The 16,377-nt window shown below is 68.3% G+C and carries 15 protein-coding genes; 3 read left to right on the top strand and 12 right to left on the bottom strand.

Annotation, left to right across the window (positions count from 1 at the left end; genetic code table 11):
• Positions 1-179: 179 nt before the first annotated feature.
• A complete protein-coding gene (locus AC1RJ5_RS18235; protein ID WP_493114918.1) occupies positions 180-1,508 on the top strand; it encodes a serine hydrolase in 1,329 nt (442 codons plus the stop codon).
• Positions 1,509-1,566: 58 nt separating this feature from the next.
• Here AC1RJ5_RS18235 and AC1RJ5_RS18230 read toward each other — a convergent pair whose 3' ends face one another.
• Together AC1RJ5_RS18230 and AC1RJ5_RS18225 are read right to left on the bottom strand one after the other, a co-directional pair.
• The gene (locus AC1RJ5_RS18230; protein ID WP_184169028.1) at positions 1,567-1,830 is read right to left on the bottom strand and encodes a hypothetical protein; all 264 of its coding nucleotides are present in this window, start codon (positions 1,828-1,830) and stop codon (positions 1,567-1,569) included.
• Positions 1,827-2,660 (bottom strand): TIGR00266 family protein, encoded by an 834-nt coding sequence (locus AC1RJ5_RS18225; protein ID WP_269572726.1) that lies wholly within the window; start codon positions 2,658-2,660, stop codon positions 1,827-1,829. The genes AC1RJ5_RS18230 and AC1RJ5_RS18225 overlap by 4 nt, the downstream gene beginning before the upstream one ends.
• Positions 2,661-2,764: 104 nt before the next feature.
• On the opposite strand from AC1RJ5_RS18225, the gene AC1RJ5_RS18220 reads away from it, so the two are divergent.
• Positions 2,765-3,955 (top strand): hypothetical protein, encoded by a 1,191-nt coding sequence (locus AC1RJ5_RS18220; RefSeq protein ID WP_493114915.1) that lies wholly within the window; start codon positions 2,765-2,767, stop codon positions 3,953-3,955.
• Between the two features lie 4 nt (positions 3,956-3,959).
• Here the strand turns inward: AC1RJ5_RS18220 and AC1RJ5_RS18215 are convergent, their stop codons facing one another.
• From AC1RJ5_RS18215 to AC1RJ5_RS18200, 4 genes are read right to left on the bottom strand one after another with little or no spacing between them, the layout of a single operon-like run.
• Entirely contained in the window at positions 3,960-4,511 is a 552-nt protein-coding gene (locus tag AC1RJ5_RS18215; RefSeq protein ID WP_342251638.1) for a GNAT family N-acetyltransferase, read from the bottom strand.
• A complete protein-coding gene (locus AC1RJ5_RS18210; protein WP_269572729.1) occupies positions 4,508-5,299 on the bottom strand; it encodes a LysR family transcriptional regulator in 792 nt (263 codons plus the stop codon). The genes AC1RJ5_RS18215 and AC1RJ5_RS18210 overlap by 4 nt, the downstream gene beginning before the upstream one ends.
• The gene (gene apaG / locus AC1RJ5_RS18205; RefSeq protein WP_184169032.1) at positions 5,296-5,694 is read right to left on the bottom strand and encodes a Co2+/Mg2+ efflux protein ApaG; all 399 of its coding nucleotides are present in this window, start codon (positions 5,692-5,694) and stop codon (positions 5,296-5,298) included. Before apaG ends, AC1RJ5_RS18210 begins: the two co-directional genes overlap by 4 nt.
• Positions 5,694-6,902 carry a trans-sulfuration enzyme family protein gene (locus AC1RJ5_RS18200; protein WP_493114912.1) on the bottom strand — a complete coding sequence of 403 codons (1,209 nt, stop codon included), beginning with the start codon at positions 6,900-6,902 and terminating at the stop codon, positions 5,694-5,696. Before AC1RJ5_RS18200 ends, apaG begins: the two co-directional genes overlap by 1 nt.
• 237 nt (positions 6,903-7,139) lie before the next feature.
• On the opposite strand from AC1RJ5_RS18200, the gene AC1RJ5_RS18195 reads away from it, so the two are divergent.
• Positions 7,140-8,441, top strand: a complete 1,302-nt coding sequence (locus tag AC1RJ5_RS18195) for a phospholipid carrier-dependent glycosyltransferase (protein ID WP_493114910.1) — start codon at positions 7,140-7,142, stop codon at positions 8,439-8,441.
• Between the two features lie 35 nt (positions 8,442-8,476).
• Here the strand turns inward: AC1RJ5_RS18195 and AC1RJ5_RS18190 are convergent, their stop codons facing one another.
• From AC1RJ5_RS18190 to AC1RJ5_RS18165, 6 genes are all read right to left on the bottom strand, one after another.
• Positions 8,477-9,577: a glycosyltransferase gene (locus AC1RJ5_RS18190; protein WP_493115816.1), complete on the bottom strand. Its 1,101-nt coding sequence runs from the start codon at positions 9,575-9,577 to the stop codon at positions 8,477-8,479.
• On the bottom strand, positions 9,577-10,629 hold the full coding sequence (leuB, locus tag AC1RJ5_RS18185; protein ID WP_269572732.1) for a 3-isopropylmalate dehydrogenase: 1,053 nt from the start codon (positions 10,627-10,629) through the stop codon (positions 9,577-9,579). The genes AC1RJ5_RS18190 and leuB overlap by 1 nt, the downstream gene beginning before the upstream one ends.
• Positions 10,630-10,676: 47 nt before the next feature.
• A complete protein-coding gene (gene recO / locus AC1RJ5_RS18180; RefSeq protein WP_493114907.1) occupies positions 10,677-11,408 on the bottom strand; it encodes a DNA repair protein RecO in 732 nt (243 codons plus the stop codon).
• Between the two features lie 119 nt (positions 11,409-11,527).
• A complete protein-coding gene (locus AC1RJ5_RS18175; RefSeq protein WP_493115814.1) occupies positions 11,528-12,469 on the bottom strand; it encodes a GNAT family N-acetyltransferase in 942 nt (313 codons plus the stop codon).
• 5 nt (positions 12,470-12,474) lie between these two features.
• Complete coding sequence (locus AC1RJ5_RS18170) at positions 12,475-13,431, bottom strand: polysaccharide deacetylase family protein (RefSeq protein WP_493114905.1); 957 nt, start codon at positions 13,429-13,431, stop codon at positions 12,475-12,477.
• Between the two features lie 62 nt (positions 13,432-13,493).
• A complete protein-coding gene (locus tag AC1RJ5_RS18165; protein WP_493114903.1) occupies positions 13,494-16,283 on the bottom strand; it encodes a DUF3857 domain-containing protein in 2,790 nt (929 codons plus the stop codon).
• Between the last annotated feature and the right edge of the window lie 94 nt (positions 16,284-16,377).

The raw sequence follows: 16,377 nt of genomic DNA, 5'->3' as shown, positions 1-16,377 counted from the left end.
AGGCGCGGGACGAGAGCCGCACGAGATTCCGGCGTTCGCCCGGATGACGAGAACACCCATTAATGTTGATATCATGATTATTGCGCGCTATGACGGCTGCGCAACGAAGGTTGACGAGTCTCGCGCCAAGTGTATTAGGCGAGTAATACGACTACAACTGTAATCGGAAAGAGCTCCCCATGCGCCCTGCCCTGTTAGCGTTCTCCGCCCTGCTGCTCGCGCCCGCCGCAGCCGCGCAGACGCAGCCCGCCGCACCGGCCAGCCAGCCGGCCCAGGCCGATCCCGCCTTCACCGCGCGGCTGGACGAACTGCTCGGCATCCTCAACGGCACCGGCGACTATGCTTCGTTCTTCGCCCCCGGCTTCCAGGCGAATGTGCCCAGGGACAAGTTCGACGCGACCACCGCGCGGCTGATTGCAAGCAACGGCAAGCCGAGCGCGATCTTGGGCGTGGCGCAGGCGACACCGTGGCAGGGCGTGGTGCGCGTTCAGTTCGCCTCGGGCGTGGCGCTGATGCAGCTCACGGTCGATCCGGCGGCGCCGCACCAGGTGGCCGGCCTGGTCGTCCGCGGCTTCGAGTCCGCCGAGAAGACGCTGCCCGAAGTCGAGCGCGCGCTCGCCGCGCTGCACGGCGATACCGGCTATGCGATCGCCAGGCTCGGCGCCGGCACGCCGCAGCTGATCGCCGGCCGCAACGCCGACAAGCCCTATGCGATCGGCTCCGCCTTCAAGCTGGTGATCCTGGCCGAGCTGGTCCGCGCGACCAATGCCGGCGAGCGCAAGTGGGACGATCTCGTCACGCTCGACGGCAGCCCGCTGCCGAGCGGTGGCTATATGCGGCAGCCCAAGGGCACGCAGGTGAGCCTGCGCGAGCTGGCGACGCAGATGATCTCGATCAGCGACAACAGCGCGACCGACGTGCTGCTCAAGACGCTGGGCCGGGCAAAGGTGGAAGCGATGCTGCCGGTGCTCGGCATCGCCGATCCGGCGCGCAACCGGCCGTTCCTGTCGACGCTCGACATGTTCAAGCTGAAGGGCGTCCCCGGCCTGGCCGACAAATATCTCGCGCTGGACGAAGCCGGACGCCGCGCGCTGCTCGACGGCGAAGTCGCCGGCCTGCCGCTGATCCTGATCGACCAGACCAGCTTCCAGAAGAAGATTCCCAACCGCATCGACACGCTCGAATGGTTCGAGAGCCCGAACGACCTGGTGCGGGTGATGGACTGGCTGCGCCGCAATACGGACGGCCCCACCGGCGCGGATGCGCGCGCGGTGCTATCGAAGAATGCCGGCCTCGGCCCGGATGCCCGCGGCAAGTGGCAATGGGTGGGCTACAAGGGCGGCTCCGAGCCCGGGGTGATGAACATGACCTACCTGCTCCAGGCGCAGAATGGCGACTGGTATGCCGTCACCGGCAGCTGGAACGACCTGCAGCGCGACGTCGAGCAGGGTCGCTTCGCCGGGCTGATGGGCAAGGCGGTGGAGCTGAGCGCGCCGGCGGCGCCTTAGGCGCATGCCTGAACTGTTCCCCGGCGAAAGCCGGGGAACTACAATGGCTACCCCGACCCTAAATCTCCCCGCGCATCCGGCGCTTGTGGTATTTCGTCCGCGCACCGATCCCCATCAGCATCAGCGCGAAGCCGCCGACGATCGCCGCCAGCGTGAGGAGGTTCGGGATCGGCGTCCAATAGGCGTTGACCAGGATCAGCGCCGAACCCAGCACAGCCAATGCCACGCCGCTGCGCCGCAGCCCCTTGGCCACGCCAAGCAGCTCGCGGCGATAGGCGCGGCGTTCCTCGGGATCGTTGAGATTGGGGATCGGACGGCTCAACGATTGCCTCCGATCAGGTCGCCCAGGCCGCCGAGCACCGATCCCTCGCCGCGATTCTGCCCGCCATAGGACGAGGCCGCCGCCATCATCCGCCCGGCCAGGCGCGAGAAGGGCAGCGACTGGATCCACACCTTGCCGGGACCCCGCAGCCGCGCGAAGAACAGACCCTCGCCACCGAAGATCGCGCTGCGCACGCCGCCCGCGCCGACCAGGTCGAACTCCACCGATGGGGTGAAGGCGGCGACGCAGCCGGTATCGACATGCAGTTCCTCGCCCGGTGCCAGCTCGCGCTCGACCACCATGCCGCCGAACTGGACGAACACCCAGCCATCGCCGTCGAGCTTCTGCATGATGAAGCCTTCGCCGCCGAACAGGCCGGTCATGATCCGGCGCTGGAAGGCGATGCCCATCGACACGCCCTTGGCGGCGCAGAGGAACGCGTCCTTCTGGCAGATCAGCGTGCCGCCGATGCTGTCCAGTTTCATCGGCACGATCGCGCCGGGCACCGGTGCGGCGAACGCCACGCGCGCCTTGCCCGAGCCATTGTGCGTGAAGACGGTGGTGAACAGGCTCTCGCCGGTGACCAGCCGCTTGCCGGCGCCGAGCAGCGCACCCATGAAGCCGCCGCCCTGCTGGCCGCTGCCGTCGCCGAACACGGTGGTCATCCCCACCGATGCGTCCTTCCAGACCATCGCGCCCGCTTCGGCCACCGCGCTCTCGCCCGGGTCGAGTTCGATCTCGACGAACTGGAGCTCCTGCCCCTTGATCTCGAAATCAATGTCGTCGGACACGCCGGCGCTGCGGCTGTGGCTCCACGGACTCTGCGGCATCTCGGTGTCCTCCATCTCGGTTGCATCTGCCCTAGCGCTTCGGACCGCCTCGCGCCAAGTTCCCGTATCGGCGAAAGGCGCGACGAGCGGATCGGGAGAGCGCGATGCGAAACATTCTGGCGGGCATGGCGCTGCTGGTGGCGCTACCATGCTGGGCGCAGGACAATAGCGGGAGCCACCCGCCGGCACCGATCGTCGTCACCGGCAACGGGCTGGCCGATTCGGCCCGCCAGCTCGAGCAATGCCTTGCGCGCAAATGCGCTCCGCCCGAGGATATCGACGCCAGCATCACCCTGGCCGAGAACCAGCTGCTTGCCGGCGATTATCGCAAGGCGCGCGCCACGCTCGCGGCGGCGCGCGACCGCAATGGCGGCCACCGCAAGGACTATCCGGTAGAGGTCGCCGATCTCGAACGCAGCTATGGCCGGATGACCGACCTCGACGGGTTCCCGGACCGGGCCCGCATCGCCCAGGTCGATGCGCTCGATACGCTCAAGGGCGGGCTGGACGGCAAGGACACGCGCGTCCTGATCCAGCGCCTGACGGCCGGGGACGATTTCCGTCTGGTCGGCCGCACCGATGCCGCCGACGAGACCTATCGCCGGGTCGAGAAACAGGCGCGCGAGGCAGGCGAACCGCAGGTCGCGGGTATCGCGATGCTCCGCTCCGCCGCGATGTACACCTTCCTCGCATCGCAGGATTCGATCTTCCGCAGCACCGCGCGGGCACGGATCGCGCGGATCGAGCGGACCACCGAGCCCGAGCTCGAACAGGTCCGCATCGCCGCCCGCGTGCTGCGCGCGCGCCTCACCGGGCTGGCCGGCAGCAGGGACGCGATGGACCGGGCGATCGCCAATCTGGGCGATGCCGGCTTCACCGAACCCGTGCTGGTCTATGAGGATGTGCCGCTTCGCAACGGCGCCAAGGCGGCGATCCGCAAGCAGATCGACTCCGAGCCCGAATGGGTGGATTTCCGCTTCCGGGTCGCTCCCGATGGCCGCGTCCACGACCTCGAGGAGGTCCGCCGCTCCCCCGAGATTTCGGCGGACTGGGCCAACCGGGTGCGCAAGACCGTCGCCATGCGGCGCTATGCCCCGCTGCGCCTGCCGCCGGGATCTGACGGGAAGATCCGCATCGAGCGGTTCACGCTCGTGTTCGACGCGGGCGACGCAACCGGCTCGAACATGAGCACGCGCGCCAGCGAAGGGCGGCTGACCTGGCTCGACATCACGCCGGACCAGCCGGCGCCGAGCATTCCGCCCGCGTCCTACGTGCCGCCGCGCGCGCCCTTCTGAGCGGTCAGCCGCGCCGCCAGTCGTCGCGCAGCAGGCCGTAGAGCGCGGTGTCACGCACGCCGATATGGGTCTCCCATTCGGCGCGCAGCATGCCTTCGAGCCTGAAGCCCAGCCGCTCGAGCAGCCCGCGCGAGGCCAGGTTCTCCGGGTCGGTATCGGCGAAGACGCGGCGCTGCCCCTCGGCGAAGAGCCGGTCGATCACGGCGCTCACCGCCTCGACGGCGATGCCGCCGCCCCAATGCGGGCGGGCGAGCATATAGCCGATCTCGGAGACATTGCCCTGGCGCTTCTCGCCCGCGGCGACGAAGCCGATCGCGGTTTCGTCCTCCCGCAGGGTGATCGCCCAGCAGCGCCATTCGGGCGCCCCTCGCGCGAAGTCCGCGCGCGTCTGCTCGACGCTCGCATGCGGCGGGCCCGACCAGAAATGCATCAGCCCGGCGTCGGAGAGGCTCGGGAACAGCGCCTCGGCATCATCGGGAGTACGCGGGCGCAGGCGGAGACGCGCCGTCTCCAGCACCACCGTCTCGCGCGCGGCCAGCTCGGCGGGCCGGCTCACAGCGCCAGCGCGTCGACCAGCGCCTTCACCTTCTTCTGCCGCCACTGGGGCAGCGGCGCAACCAGCCAGTAACCCAGCTTCGAGCTCTTGGGCTCGCCGACCACGACGACGCGACCCGATTCGATATCGCTGCGCGCGAGCAGTTCGGGCACGGTCGCCCGGCCCAGCCCCTCGGCCGCCGCCTCCAGCGCCAGCCCGGCGTCGGCGACGCGGACCAGCGAGCCTGCGTCCTCGGCCATGCAGCCCGGCCAGGAGATGCGCACGTCGATGCCGCCGCCCGGCCGCTCGATCGTGACCATGCCGTCGCTCTCCAGCGCTTCCCCCTCATGCTCGCCCGGGCCTTCGCCCCAGCGGATCGCGAGATCGAGATTGGCCTCGGTGAAATCGAGTGCGTCGTCAGCCGGCACCAGCACGAAGCGCAGGTCGCTGTCGACGCGGGCGATCTCGGCGAGGCGCGGCATCAGCCACTTCGCGGTCAGGTCGCGCGGCGCGGCGATGGTCAGCGACTTGGACGACTGCCCCGCCTGCATCGCGCGGACGCTTTCCTCGAACTGGAGGAAGCCCGCGCGCAATGCCGACAGGCCGGCCTCGGCCTCGGGGGTCAGCTCCAGCCCCTTGGTGGTGCGGCGGAACAGGACGACGCCCAGCGTATCCTCCAGCGCGCGGATCTGCTGGCCGACCGCGGCAGGGGTCACCGCCAGCTCGTCGGCCGCGCGGGTGAAGCTCAGGTGGCGCGCGGCGGCATCGAGCACGCGCAGGCCATTCAGCGGGAGATGGGTGCGCTTCATTCCGCCACCGCCGGCGCGGTCAGCGCGAACTTCGGAATCGCGACGTCGAACGCCGAACCGTCTTCCCCGATCATGTGATAACTGCCCTGCATGTTCCCGATGGGCGTGGTCAGCGGGCAGCCCGACACATAGTCGAAGCTCGCCCCCGGCGCGATCATCGGCTGCTCGCCGACCACGCCTTCGCCCTCCACGGTATGACGCGCGCCGCGTCCGTCGGTGATGATCCAGTGCCGCGTCAGCAGCTGCACCATCACGCTGGAATTGTTCTCGATGCGGATGTGATAGGCCCAGAACCAGCGGCCGCGATCGGGCTCGCTCTGCTCGGGGAGATAGCTCACCGACACGCGCACGGTGATCCCGCGCGTTTCCTCCGCATCGGTGAACAAGGCGTCCATCACAATCCGGCGGCCCTCAGCGCCTGGTCGAGATCGGCGATCACGTCTTCCGCGTCCTCCAGCCCAACATTGAGCCGCAGCATGCCCTCGGTCACGCCCATCTCCAAGCGCTTCTCCTCGGCGACGCTCGAATGGGTGGTCGAGGACGGATGCGTCATCAGCGAGCGCGAGTCGCCGATATTGTTCGAGATGTCGACCAGCTCGAGCGCATCGAGCAGGGCATGCGCCTGCTTGCGGCCGCCATCGACCTCGAACGAGAAGATCGGGCCCGCCGCCGCCATCTGGCGCATGAACAGATTGTGCTGCGGGTGGCTGGGCAATGCCGGGAAGTTGATCCTGGGCACGCGCTTCTCGAGGAAGCTGCCGACCTTCAAGGCATTCTCGCTCTGGCGGTGGATGCGCAGGTCGAGCGTCTCCATGCCCTTGAGCACCACCCAGGCGTTGAACGGCGACAGCGTCGGGCCGGTATTGCGGGTGAAGGGCAGCAGCACGTCGTTGATGAACTGCGACGAGCCGGTGACGGCGCCGGCGAGCACGCGGCCCTGCCCGTCCATCATCTTGGTCGCCGAATAGGCTACCACGTCCGCGCCGAATTCGAGCGGGCGCTGGAGAGCGGGCGTGGCGAAGGCATTGTCGACCACGGTGGTGATGCCGTGCTTGCGCGCGATCGCGCAGACCGCCTCGAGGTCAACCACGTCCATCGTCGGGTTGGCCGGCGTCTCGAAGAAGAACACCTTGGTGTTCGGGCGGATCGCATCCTGGAACTGCTGGGGATCGCGGGCATCGACGATCGTCGTCTCGACGCCGAAGCGGGGAAGCAGGCTGTCGGTCAGCCAGCGGCACGAGCCGAAAGCGGCGCGGCCCTGGACGATATGGTCGCCGGCGCTCACCTGGCAGAGGATCGCGGCGGTCATCGCCGCCATGCCGGTCGCCATGGTGCGGCAGGCCTCGGCGCCCTCGAGCAGCGCGATCCGCTCCTCGAGCATCTCCACCGTCGGATTCTGCAGGCGCGAATAGGTCATGCCGGCCTGCTCGCCGGCAAAGCGCGCGGCGGCGTCGCCGGCGCAGTCATAGGCGTAACCAGAAGTGAGGAACATCGCCTCGCTGGTCTCGCCCCATTCGGAACGGGCGGTGCCCCCGCGCACGGCCTGGGTGGCGGGTTTCCAGTTGCGGGTTACGCTGCGGTCTTGTCCGGTACGACGCTTCATAGTGCGGCATGCTTTGCGTCTGGGGGGACGAGGCGTCAACACCGGTCGTCATCGTAACTTGTTTGGGATGCCCAACCTCCGCTTCTGGCCAGGGCCGTTCCCCGGCGAAAGCCGGGGCCCAGGGTCACGGGCGATCCGGCAGAGAAACCCTGGCCCCCGGCTTTCGCCGGGGAGCGATCAAATACGGGTGCGAAGTTCAGCATGACGGCCACGAAACGGTCGGCTATCCAACGCGCCATGCTCGATCGCCTCAAGGCCCTTGGCACCCGCCCCTGGCTCGTCGCCCTGCTGCTCGCCATTGTCGCCCAGGCGCTGTTCCTGGTCCATCTCGACCAGCCCAGCGTCATCATGTTCGACGAGGTGCATTATCTGCCCGCGGCGCAGGCGCTGCTCGACCTGTCAGGCCCGCGCAATGTCGAGCATCCGATGCTCGGCAAGGAGCTGATCGCCGCCGGCATGGCGCTGCTCGGTGACAACCCGTTCGGCTGGCGCATCGCCTCGACGTTGTTCGGCACCGCGACCGTGCTCGGCGTGTTCGCCTTCCTGTGGCTGCTCGTCGGCAACATGCGCGCGGCGGTGGTCGGCGCGGTGCTGACGATGCTCAACCAGACGGTGTACGTCCAGGCGCGCACCGGCATGCTCGACATCTTCCTCGGCGCCTTCCTCGTCTGGGCGATCGTGATGCTGCTCTGGGCGATGCAGGGCACAGGCAAGGCGGTTTGGTGGCGCTGGATCGCGGGCAGCGCGCTGCTCGGCTGCGTCACCGCGGTCAAATGGGCGGGCGTACCCTATATCGTGCTCGCGGCCCTCTCCTTCCTCGTCATCCGCGCCCGCGACGCGCGGCTGGCGAAGAAACCGATCCTCTCGGCACTTTCGGGCAAGGACCAGCGCCACTGGGCCGGCCTGCCCGCCATCCCGGCGATCCTGGCGATGGGCGTGGTGAGCGTGGTCACCTATTTCCTCACCTTCACGCCCGCCTTCTTCTACACCACCGATCCGCTGACTTCGCTTGGGGGCCTGTTCAGCCAGCAGATCCACATGTGGCAAATGCAGACCCAGATCCTGCCGCACCACACCTATCAGTCGAGCTGGTGGAGCTGGCCGCTGATGCTGCGGCCGATCTGGTATTTCTATGAATGGGATCGCGGTGCACAGCGCGGCGTTCTGCTGATCGGCAATCCGCTGATCCTGTGGGGCGGGCTGGTCGCGGTCGCCGCCTGCTATTGGGCGTGGTTCCGGGACAAGGCGATCAAGCCGCTGTCGGTGGCGCTGCTATGGACCGGGAGCCTGGCGATCTATGTCGTGATCCCCAAGTCGATCGGCTTCTTCTATTATTACCATCCGAGCAGCATCTTCCTGTGCATGGCGATCCCGATCGCCTTCCAGCATTTCGATCGCGGCCGGAACCGCGGCTGGGAGGAATGGTTCGCCGCGCTGTCGCTGCTGGTGTTCGGCTATTTCTACCCGATCCTCTCGGGCGCGCCGCTGGCCGACAGCCAGGGGTTCACCCACTGGATGTGGCTGGGCAGCTGGCGGTAGGCTGACACTCCCCTCCCTTTCAGGGGGGGATGAGGTCAGTACCGCCCCCAGACGAAGCGCGACGACAGCGCGAAGTTCCACACCGCCGCCACCGCGATTCCCGCAAGCGCCGCGAAGCGCCAGTCGCCGTGCTGGACGTTGTGCAGGAACGCCGCGACGCCGACATTGGCCGCCGCGCCAACGCCGCACACCACGCAGAAGCTCGCCCAGCCGGCCAGCAGCGGCCCGGGCCCCTTCAAGCGCTGCTCGCGATAGGTGAGCGCGTTGTTGAGGAAGAAGTTGAAGGTCATCGCGATCACGGTCGCCAGGATCGTCGCGCCGACGAACGGCCAGGCCATCCCGCGGAAGAACAGCGCCAGCACCAGGAAATGCACCCCGGCGCCCAGCGCGCCGATGCCGGAGAACATCACGAAGCGCACCGGCACGACGCGCCCGAACATCCGGTCGTACAGCGCGATCAGATATTCCATCGCCACGACGTAATCGAGCTTGGACTCGCCCAATGCCCGGGTGCGGAACACGTACGGCAGCTCCAGGAACTTCAGCGGCCGGTGCGACGCCGTCATGATGTCGAGCAGGATCTTGAAGCCGATCGCCGAGAGCGTCGGCACCAGGTCGCGGACGATGCCGGTGCGGATCATGAAGAAGCCGCTCATCGGGTCCGACAGATCGGCCTTGAGCACTTTGCGCGAGAGCCTGGTCGCGAGCGCCGACTTCGCCACGCGCTCCTCGTCCCATTCGCCGGTGCCGCCGCCATCGACGAAGCGCGAACCGATCACCACGTCGAGCGCGTCATCGCCTTCCAGCGCGTCGAGCATGTTGGGCAGCAGCGTCTCGTCATGCTGCAGGTCGCCGTCGATCACCGCGACGAACGGCGCGGCGGTGGCGCACATCCCCTCGATGCACGCGCTCGACAGCCCACGCCTGCCGATCCGCTGGATCACCCGCACGCGCGGATCGCGACGCCCCAGCTCGCGGGCGGCATCCGCCGTCCCGTCCGGGCTGTTGTCGTCGACGAAGATCGCTTCCCAGTTCCGTCCCGCAAGCGCCGCATCGAGCTTCTCGATCAGCAACGGCACGTTCGCACGCTCGTTGAAGGTCGGGATGACGACCGCAAGCTCGAGCTGCGCAGGGATCACACGAGCTCCTTGAGCACCGCGTCACCCATCTCGCTGGTCGACATCGACCCGCCCAGATCGGCCGTGCGCGCGCCCTTGGCAAGCGCCTCGCCGACCGCGCGCTCGACCTTGAGCGCCGCTTCCTCATTGCCGAGCGAATGGCGCAGCAGCATCGCCGCCGAGAGGATCGCGCCGCAGGGATTGGCCTTGCCCTGTCCGGCGATGTCGGGTGCCGAGCCGTGGATCGGCTCGTACATGCCATTGTCTCCGCTCCACGCGCGCAGCGAGGCCGAGGGCAGCATGCCGATCGAGCCGGCGCACATGCTCGCCTGGTCGGAGAGGATGTCACCGAACAGATTGCCGGTGACGATCACGTCGAACGCCGCGGGCGCGCGCACCAGCTGCATGGCGGCATTGTCGACATACATGTGCGTCAGCTGCACGTCGGGATATTCGGTCGACAGCTCGTTGACCACGTCGCGCCACAGCTGCGACGTCTCGAGCACGTTCGCCTTGTCGACCGAGCAGAGCTTCTTCTTGCGGCGCTTGGCCATTTCGAAGCCGACGCGGGCGATCGCCTCCACCTCGATCTCATTGTAGCTCATGATGTCGAAGCCCTGACGCAGGCCCTCGGGCGTCTGCCGGCGGCCCTTCTCGCCGAAATAGACGTCGCCGACCAGTTCGCGGACGATGACCAGGTCGAGGCCCGCCACCACTTCGGGCTTTAGCGGCGAGGCGTCGGCCAGCGCCGGGAACAGCGTCGCGGGGCGGATATTGGCGAACAGGCCCAGTTCGCGGCGGATGCCGAGCAGCGCCGCTTCGGGGCGCAGGCGGCGCTCCAGCGCCTCGAAGCGCGGATCGCCGATCGCGCCGAACAGCACGGCATCGGCCTTCTTGGCGAGGGCGAGGGTTTCCTCGGGGAGCGGCCGTCCGGTGAGCAGATAGGCCGCGCCGCCGACCGGCGCCTCCTCGAAATCGAGGCCCAGGGCCAAGGCTTCCAGAACCCGGCGCGCCTCGCGCGTAACTTCCGGACCGATCCCGTCACCGGGAAGAACAGCAATCAGCGGCAATGCAAGCTCCCACGTCTACGGCGCCCGCTTTGCCGCTGTTGTGGCGCTTAGGCAACAGCGCGCTTCAACCGGTCGACCAGCCTTGCGCGGGCGGCAAGCAGCTCGGCACCCTTTCCGATCAGCACATCGCGCTCGAGGAAATGGCCGGTGAGCTTCAATCCGTCGAGGATATCGTCCCATGCCGCCTCGCCGCCCTCGACCAGGAAGCGCGGCAGGCGGAGCAGCCGGTTCTCATAGCCCTCCGCGCCCAGCCGACTGACCGCGATGCCGCTCTTGGGGCTGACATAGGCGAGGTCGTCGTTACGGCCGGTGGCGGCGCAATGCTCAAGGTCGAGACCGAAGCCGAGCTCGGCGAGCAGCAGCAGCTCGTAGCGGACCAACGCCACTGCCCAGCCGCGCGCCGCCGGCGCCGCCTCGATCGCCGCCAGCACGCCGTCGAGCGCGGAATAGAGCCGCGGATAGGGCAGCCCCTCGGGCAGGGCGAAGGCACTGAGGGCGGTCGCCCATTGGAAGGCGGCGGCCGGCAAGGCCTCGGAGAACATCGCGGCACGGCTATGGAGCAGCTCCACCGTCAGCCCGGGCAGCGCGTCCTCGGTCCGCGAGCGCCATTCGCCATGGACGAGGTTGGCCGGCTGCAGCACCGGCCGCAGCGTCCGGCCATGCCCGCCGCGGACATAGCCCGGCTGCACGCCGTCGGCTTCGGTGAACGCCCGCACAATCGCCCCATGCTCGCCATGCGCGCGAACGGAGAGGATGATGGCTTCGGCGCGGAGATGCATTGCAACGGGATTAGCCCGCCTAACTCCAACCGTCACCCCGGCCTCGAGCCGGGGTCCCGCTGTCGAGCCCTCGGAAAGAAGAAGCGGGATCCCGGCTCAAGGCCGGCATGACCGAGCAATCACCCCCGCCGCACCTTCTTCGCCGCTTTCTCCAGCCCGGCGCGCTTCACCAGCGCCTTCACGCCCGCGACCCCGCGGTTGAACCCGCCCAGCGCGGCCATCGTCACCCGGTTGGCGAGCGAGGGGCGCAGCAGGAACAGGTCGACACAGTCCACGCCGCCGGTGGCGAACTGGCGCTTGTGCTGGCCTTCGCCCTCGGTGAAGTCGAAGCGCGCGAACGCGCCTTCCTCGAACAGGTCGCGCATCGCCTCGAGCTGGAGCACCGCGCCCGGCGACAGGTCGTTGAACGCCGGATCATGCCCGACATAGGCATAGATCACCACGCCGCCCTCGATCACCGGGCAATAGAGATAGGCCGCCGGCTCGCCCGCGATGTAGAGCAGCCAGGCGCGGACCTGCCCCGCCGCGCCCTGCGCCAGCATCGTCGCGATGAACTCGGCGCTGTCGGGCAGGCCCGAGCCGAGCAGACGCTCCTGGTAGGTGCGCAGCGAGATCCGCCGGGCGACGTCATGGAATGCCTCCAGCTCATGCGCGTCGCGGAAGACCCGCACGTCGAGCTCGCCACCGCTCTCGGCCGCGATCTTCTTCGCCTTGCGCTTGATGCCCTGGCGCGCGTTGGACGACAGCCCGTTCCACCACGCATCGAAGCCGATGCCGAACTCGGTGAAGTAGCGCGTGTAGCGCTGGCGGATGAAGGGCAGCATGTCGCCCGATGCCTTGACCAGCCCCGGCACCAGATGCTCGGGCAGCGAGGTAACGACATAGCCATGCGCCTCGCGCGGCAGCTGGGGCAGCACCGGCAACCGGTCCGCCCGGGCCTCGTCGAGCGTCAGCGGCAGGCGCACCAGCGCGCGCTGGATCGTCGCCAGCGTGCGGGCGCCGATCTCGAACTTGAGGCTGGTCGGCTTTGCCTGCGGCATTTCGGCGGTGACTTCGCTCATCGCGTTCACGCGGCACGCTCCTCGACCAGGTTCGACCAGAGCTGCTCGGCCTGGCGCCAGCGCGTGCGGAGCAGGCTCGGCCCGAGCGGTGCGTCGTCCTGGCCCAGCGCCATGCGCGGACGGTCTGCGAAATGTTCGGTCACCAACACCCCCCGGCGGCTGGCCAACATGCGGCACAGCGCCTGAAAGCGCCGTACATGGACAGCGTTAGGCCGCGTCCCGGCGCGATTTGCAAGCTCGAACCCATGGCTGACGATCGTGACTGCCGAATGGCTGCGCACCACGGCATGGTCGAGCGCCGCACGCATCTCGCCCGCCGAGAGCGCGCAGATCTGGAAATGGCGCAAATGCCCGGCGCGATCCTCGATCAGGGTCACTGGAACCTCGACGATCCCGCGATGCTCGATCGGCGCGATCTGGCGCGGACCCAGGTTGATCGCGCTCGGCCAGGGATGCTCGGAGCCGTTATGGCTGCTGTCATAGACGAAGCCGAGCTGCGCCAGCGCGCCCAGCGTGTCGTCGCTCGCCGAATAGCTGCCCGAGCGGAACGCCACCGGCTCCTGCGCGCCCGCCGCGACCAGCATGTCGGACGCGCCTTCGATCAGCTTCACCTGCTCTTCGAAGCTGTAGTCGATCAGCTCGAACGCGCCATAGGTCGCGCCGCCGTCTCCGGCATGCGCCCCGGTCCAGTTGGGATGGAGGTGCAGCTGTACTTCCTGCCCGGCCTCCAGGATCGCGCCGACCACGCGCTTGATCGGGTCGAGGCCATAGACCAGCGCCGGCATAGGATCGACGAAGAAGCAGGCCTTGAGCCCGTGCTGCGCCAGCTGCTCCAGCTGCCAGCCGACCCCCACATTGGCGGGCTCCAGCGAACGCTGGACGATCGTATCGACATCGAGACCGGCGACATGGTGTCGCCACATGATCTCGGTGTCGATCGTGATGAAGACCCGGGTAGCCATTCCGCCCCTTTAACGCAGGGGCGTGAAGATTTAGCCAACGCCCCACCGCATCCCGGGCCGCATCAGGGCTTGATCCCGTACTTCGCATAATCCTCGTCGATGCGCGGAGAGATCATCCGCGCGGCGGCGAGATCGTCGGCCGCACCGGGCGCGCCGGTCTTCGTCCTGATCACCCCGCGCATGTAGAGGCTTGCCGCCATGCCCGGCGCCTGGTCGAGCGCCGCGTCGAAATCGGCAATCGCATCGTCCATCCGTCCGAGCCGGAAATAGACCAGCCCGCGGCTGTCGAGGATGGCCGCCGAAGAGTCGGCCAGCTCGATCGCCTTGGTGCAGTCCTTGAGCGCGGTGTCGAGCGCGACGTTGAGCGTACCCTTGATCCAGCAGCGCTGGTTGAGCAGCGAAGGATTGCCCGGGGTCGCCTTGATCGCCGCGTCGATCGCCGCAACGGCCTCGGTCGGCTTGCCGGCATCGCCGAGCAGGCTCGACTGCAGCATCAACAGGTCGTTCCTGTCCTTGCCCGCGGTCTTCATCCGCTCGGCGACCAGTGCCAGCGCCTCGTCGGCACCGCCATGATCCGCGCGAAGCCGGGCATAGCCGTCGAGCGCCGCCGCCGAGCCCGGCTCGAGCGCGCGGGCCTTCTTCATGTCCTCCAGCGCCTTGACGTCGTCACCAAGCGCCATCCGCAGCCGGGCGCGCCACAGATAATTGTCGGCGCTCGGGGCCAGCGCGATCACCTTGTCGACATCGACCAGCGCCGCCTTGCGGTCATAGATGCTCTCGAGGAAGGTCGCGCGGGCCGAATAGCCTTCCACTTCGTTGGGCTTGTCGGCGATGCGCTTGGCATAGACCGCCAGTACCGGATCGAGCAGCTTGCCTGCCCGCGCCGGCGCGATCGCCTTCCAATAGGGCGGCGTATCCTCGGGCGCGTCGAGCTTGAGCAACCGCAGCTTGGCCGCATCCACCTGCGCGCGCACTGTCGGGATGTCGCCGGACGCGATCTCGCGCACGCCGGTGGTGGCACGATCCTCCACCGTCACCCATTCGCCGGCAAGCTGGACGTTGCGGCTCAGCGCCGCCCCGGCCAGGCTGGCGGGCAGCGTCTGGTCGCCTTCGAGTACGAAGCCGGCGCCGCTTCCGGGCAGGCGGATGCGGGTGCGAACGCGCGTGCTGCCGGGGTCGCCGCTGCTCACCGGGATCGCGGCCCATTCGGGCTTGCTGCGGTCGGGGGCGAACTCGACGCTGCTCACCGCGGTATCGAGGCCCAGCCGATAACGGCCATCCGCCTTCGTCCAGCCCGGCGAGGAAATGCCCGACGCGGTGAGGATCGTCGCGCCGCTCGCCTCGTCATAGCGCACATTGCGTTCGCTGACCTGAGCGTTGGCGACATATTGGCCGACCGTGGCATCCGCCATCTCGGCGGCCTTCTCCTTGCCCATCTGCGCGGAGAAGCGGAGCATCATCGCGCTCTGCCCGCGCAACTCGGCGCGCAGCGTGAAGGGCGCGGGCAGGTTTACGCCGGCGCGCCCGTCCAGCTCGACATCGACCGAGGCATCGGGCCGGGCATTGGCGCGCAGCGGCATCTTCTCCAGCCCGGCGCCCGCCACCCGCAGCGGCAGCGCGTTGCGGAACGGCGGCACGTCATCGAGGTCGGCCTGGCGGCTGCCCAGCGCCGTGCCGTCAAGCCACAGCACCTGCCCGCCGATCGTCGCGCGAACGATCACATGGTCGAAGGCGGACGGCGCCGGCATCCGGTTGGGCACATTGTCGCCCAGCGTCGCATTGACCAGCGCGGGCTCGGCCTCGATCCCCAGCGCGCGCAGCAGCGCGGTCAGCAGCAGCGTCTTCGCCTTGCAGTCGCCATAGCGCAGCGTCCAGGTCTGGGCCGGCGTCTGCGGCACATAATTGCCGCCGTCCATGCCGCGATAGAGGTAGCGCACCTGCTCCTGCACCAGCTGCAGCGCCATCGCCGCACGGGTGCGCGGATCGCTCGAAGCGGCCGCGATCTTCGCCACTTCGGCGGCGATCGGGCCGTCGGGCGCGATCGTGCCATCGGTCTTGTAGAGCGGCGCCATCGTCCGCGACACTTCCTCCCAGCCGGCAAAGGTCGTCGCCTCGAACAGCGGCAACGGGCGGAAGCGCAGCGGCGCGTCGCCCGGTACTTCCTCCGGTTCCGGGAACGGCATCAGCACGCCGATCTCGCGAAAGCCGTCATGGCTGATCGGCACGAAGGTGTCGGGCAGATATTGCGACTTGAAGTTCACCTTCATCGCCTCGGGCCAGATCACCCGGAGATGACCATATTTCACCGGCGCGGGCGCGGCGATCAGCGGTGCCATGGTCTGCAGCCGGCCACCCAGCGCGGGGTCTCGACGCACCGTCGAGATCACGACGCGCAGCACATCGCCCACGCGCAGCCCCTCCACCGCCATGGTCGCAGTGAGCAGCCCGTTCATCTGCGCGCGTTCGAGCATCTGCTCGCGGCGCAGCACGGTGAATTTCTGCCCGGCCTTGAGCACATCGATCGTCTCGCCGCCGCGCAGGATCTCCACGCTGTGGACGATCAGGTCGCCGCTGGTCGGCTCCCAGGGGAATTGCAGCGTGCCCGCCTGGGTGAGGACCTCCGGCGACGCGATGTGGAGCATCATGTCGGCATAGGCCCAGACTTCGTCGCCCTGCAGCTTCTGCTGCTGGTCGATGCGCAGGATCATGGGATCGTCGGCGGTCACCGCCTTGATGTCGATCGCCGGGGCCGGCTGCACCCAGGCGGGCGCCGGCTGGTACAGCGGCTGGTCGCTGGCATGGGCAGTGCCCGCCAGCAGGGCGAGCGCGAACGACGACAGAATGGTACGCAAGATGATCCCCCCGAATTTGATGGGAAATCTAGCGCGCCGCCTTGCCGCCACAAGCGAGGATGGGCGGATTATCTGTGCAGAAATGGTGCTTTAG

It is taken from the genome of Sphingomonas sp. GW822-FHT03G08 (genome assembly GCF_058801135.1).
Note: the sequence above shows the minus strand (reverse complement) of the source record. Positions and strands in the feature narration are given on the sequence as shown.

Excerpts from the sequence above, each read along its gene's own strand:
- AC1RJ5_RS18175 (WP_493115814.1), bottom strand. The coding sequence starts at position 12,469 with ATGAGCGAAGTCACCGCCGAAATGCCGCAGGCAAAGCCGACCAGCCTC.
- AC1RJ5_RS18235 (WP_493114918.1), top strand. The coding sequence starts at position 180 with ATGCGCCCTGCCCTGTTAGCGTTCTCCGCCCTGCTGCTCGCGCCCGCC.
- AC1RJ5_RS18225 (WP_269572726.1), bottom strand. The coding sequence starts at position 2,660 with ATGCCGCAGAGTCCGTGGAGCCACAGCCGCAGCGCCGGCGTGTCCGAC.
- AC1RJ5_RS18210 (WP_269572729.1), bottom strand. The coding sequence starts at position 5,299 with ATGAAGCGCACCCATCTCCCGCTGAATGGCCTGCGCGTGCTCGATGCC.
- AC1RJ5_RS18200 (WP_493114912.1), bottom strand. The coding sequence starts at position 6,902 with ATGAAGCGTCGTACCGGACAAGACCGCAGCGTAACCCGCAACTGGAAA.
- AC1RJ5_RS18220 (WP_493114915.1), top strand. The coding sequence starts at position 2,765 with ATGCGAAACATTCTGGCGGGCATGGCGCTGCTGGTGGCGCTACCATGC.
- AC1RJ5_RS18170 (WP_493114905.1), bottom strand. The coding sequence starts at position 13,431 with ATGGCTACCCGGGTCTTCATCACGATCGACACCGAGATCATGTGGCGA.
- recO (WP_493114907.1), bottom strand. The coding sequence starts at position 11,408 with ATGCATCTCCGCGCCGAAGCCATCATCCTCTCCGTTCGCGCGCATGGC.
- apaG (WP_184169032.1), bottom strand. The coding sequence starts at position 5,694 with ATGGACGCCTTGTTCACCGATGCGGAGGAAACGCGCGGGATCACCGTG.
- AC1RJ5_RS18195 (WP_493114910.1), top strand. The coding sequence starts at position 7,140 with ATGCTCGATCGCCTCAAGGCCCTTGGCACCCGCCCCTGGCTCGTCGCC.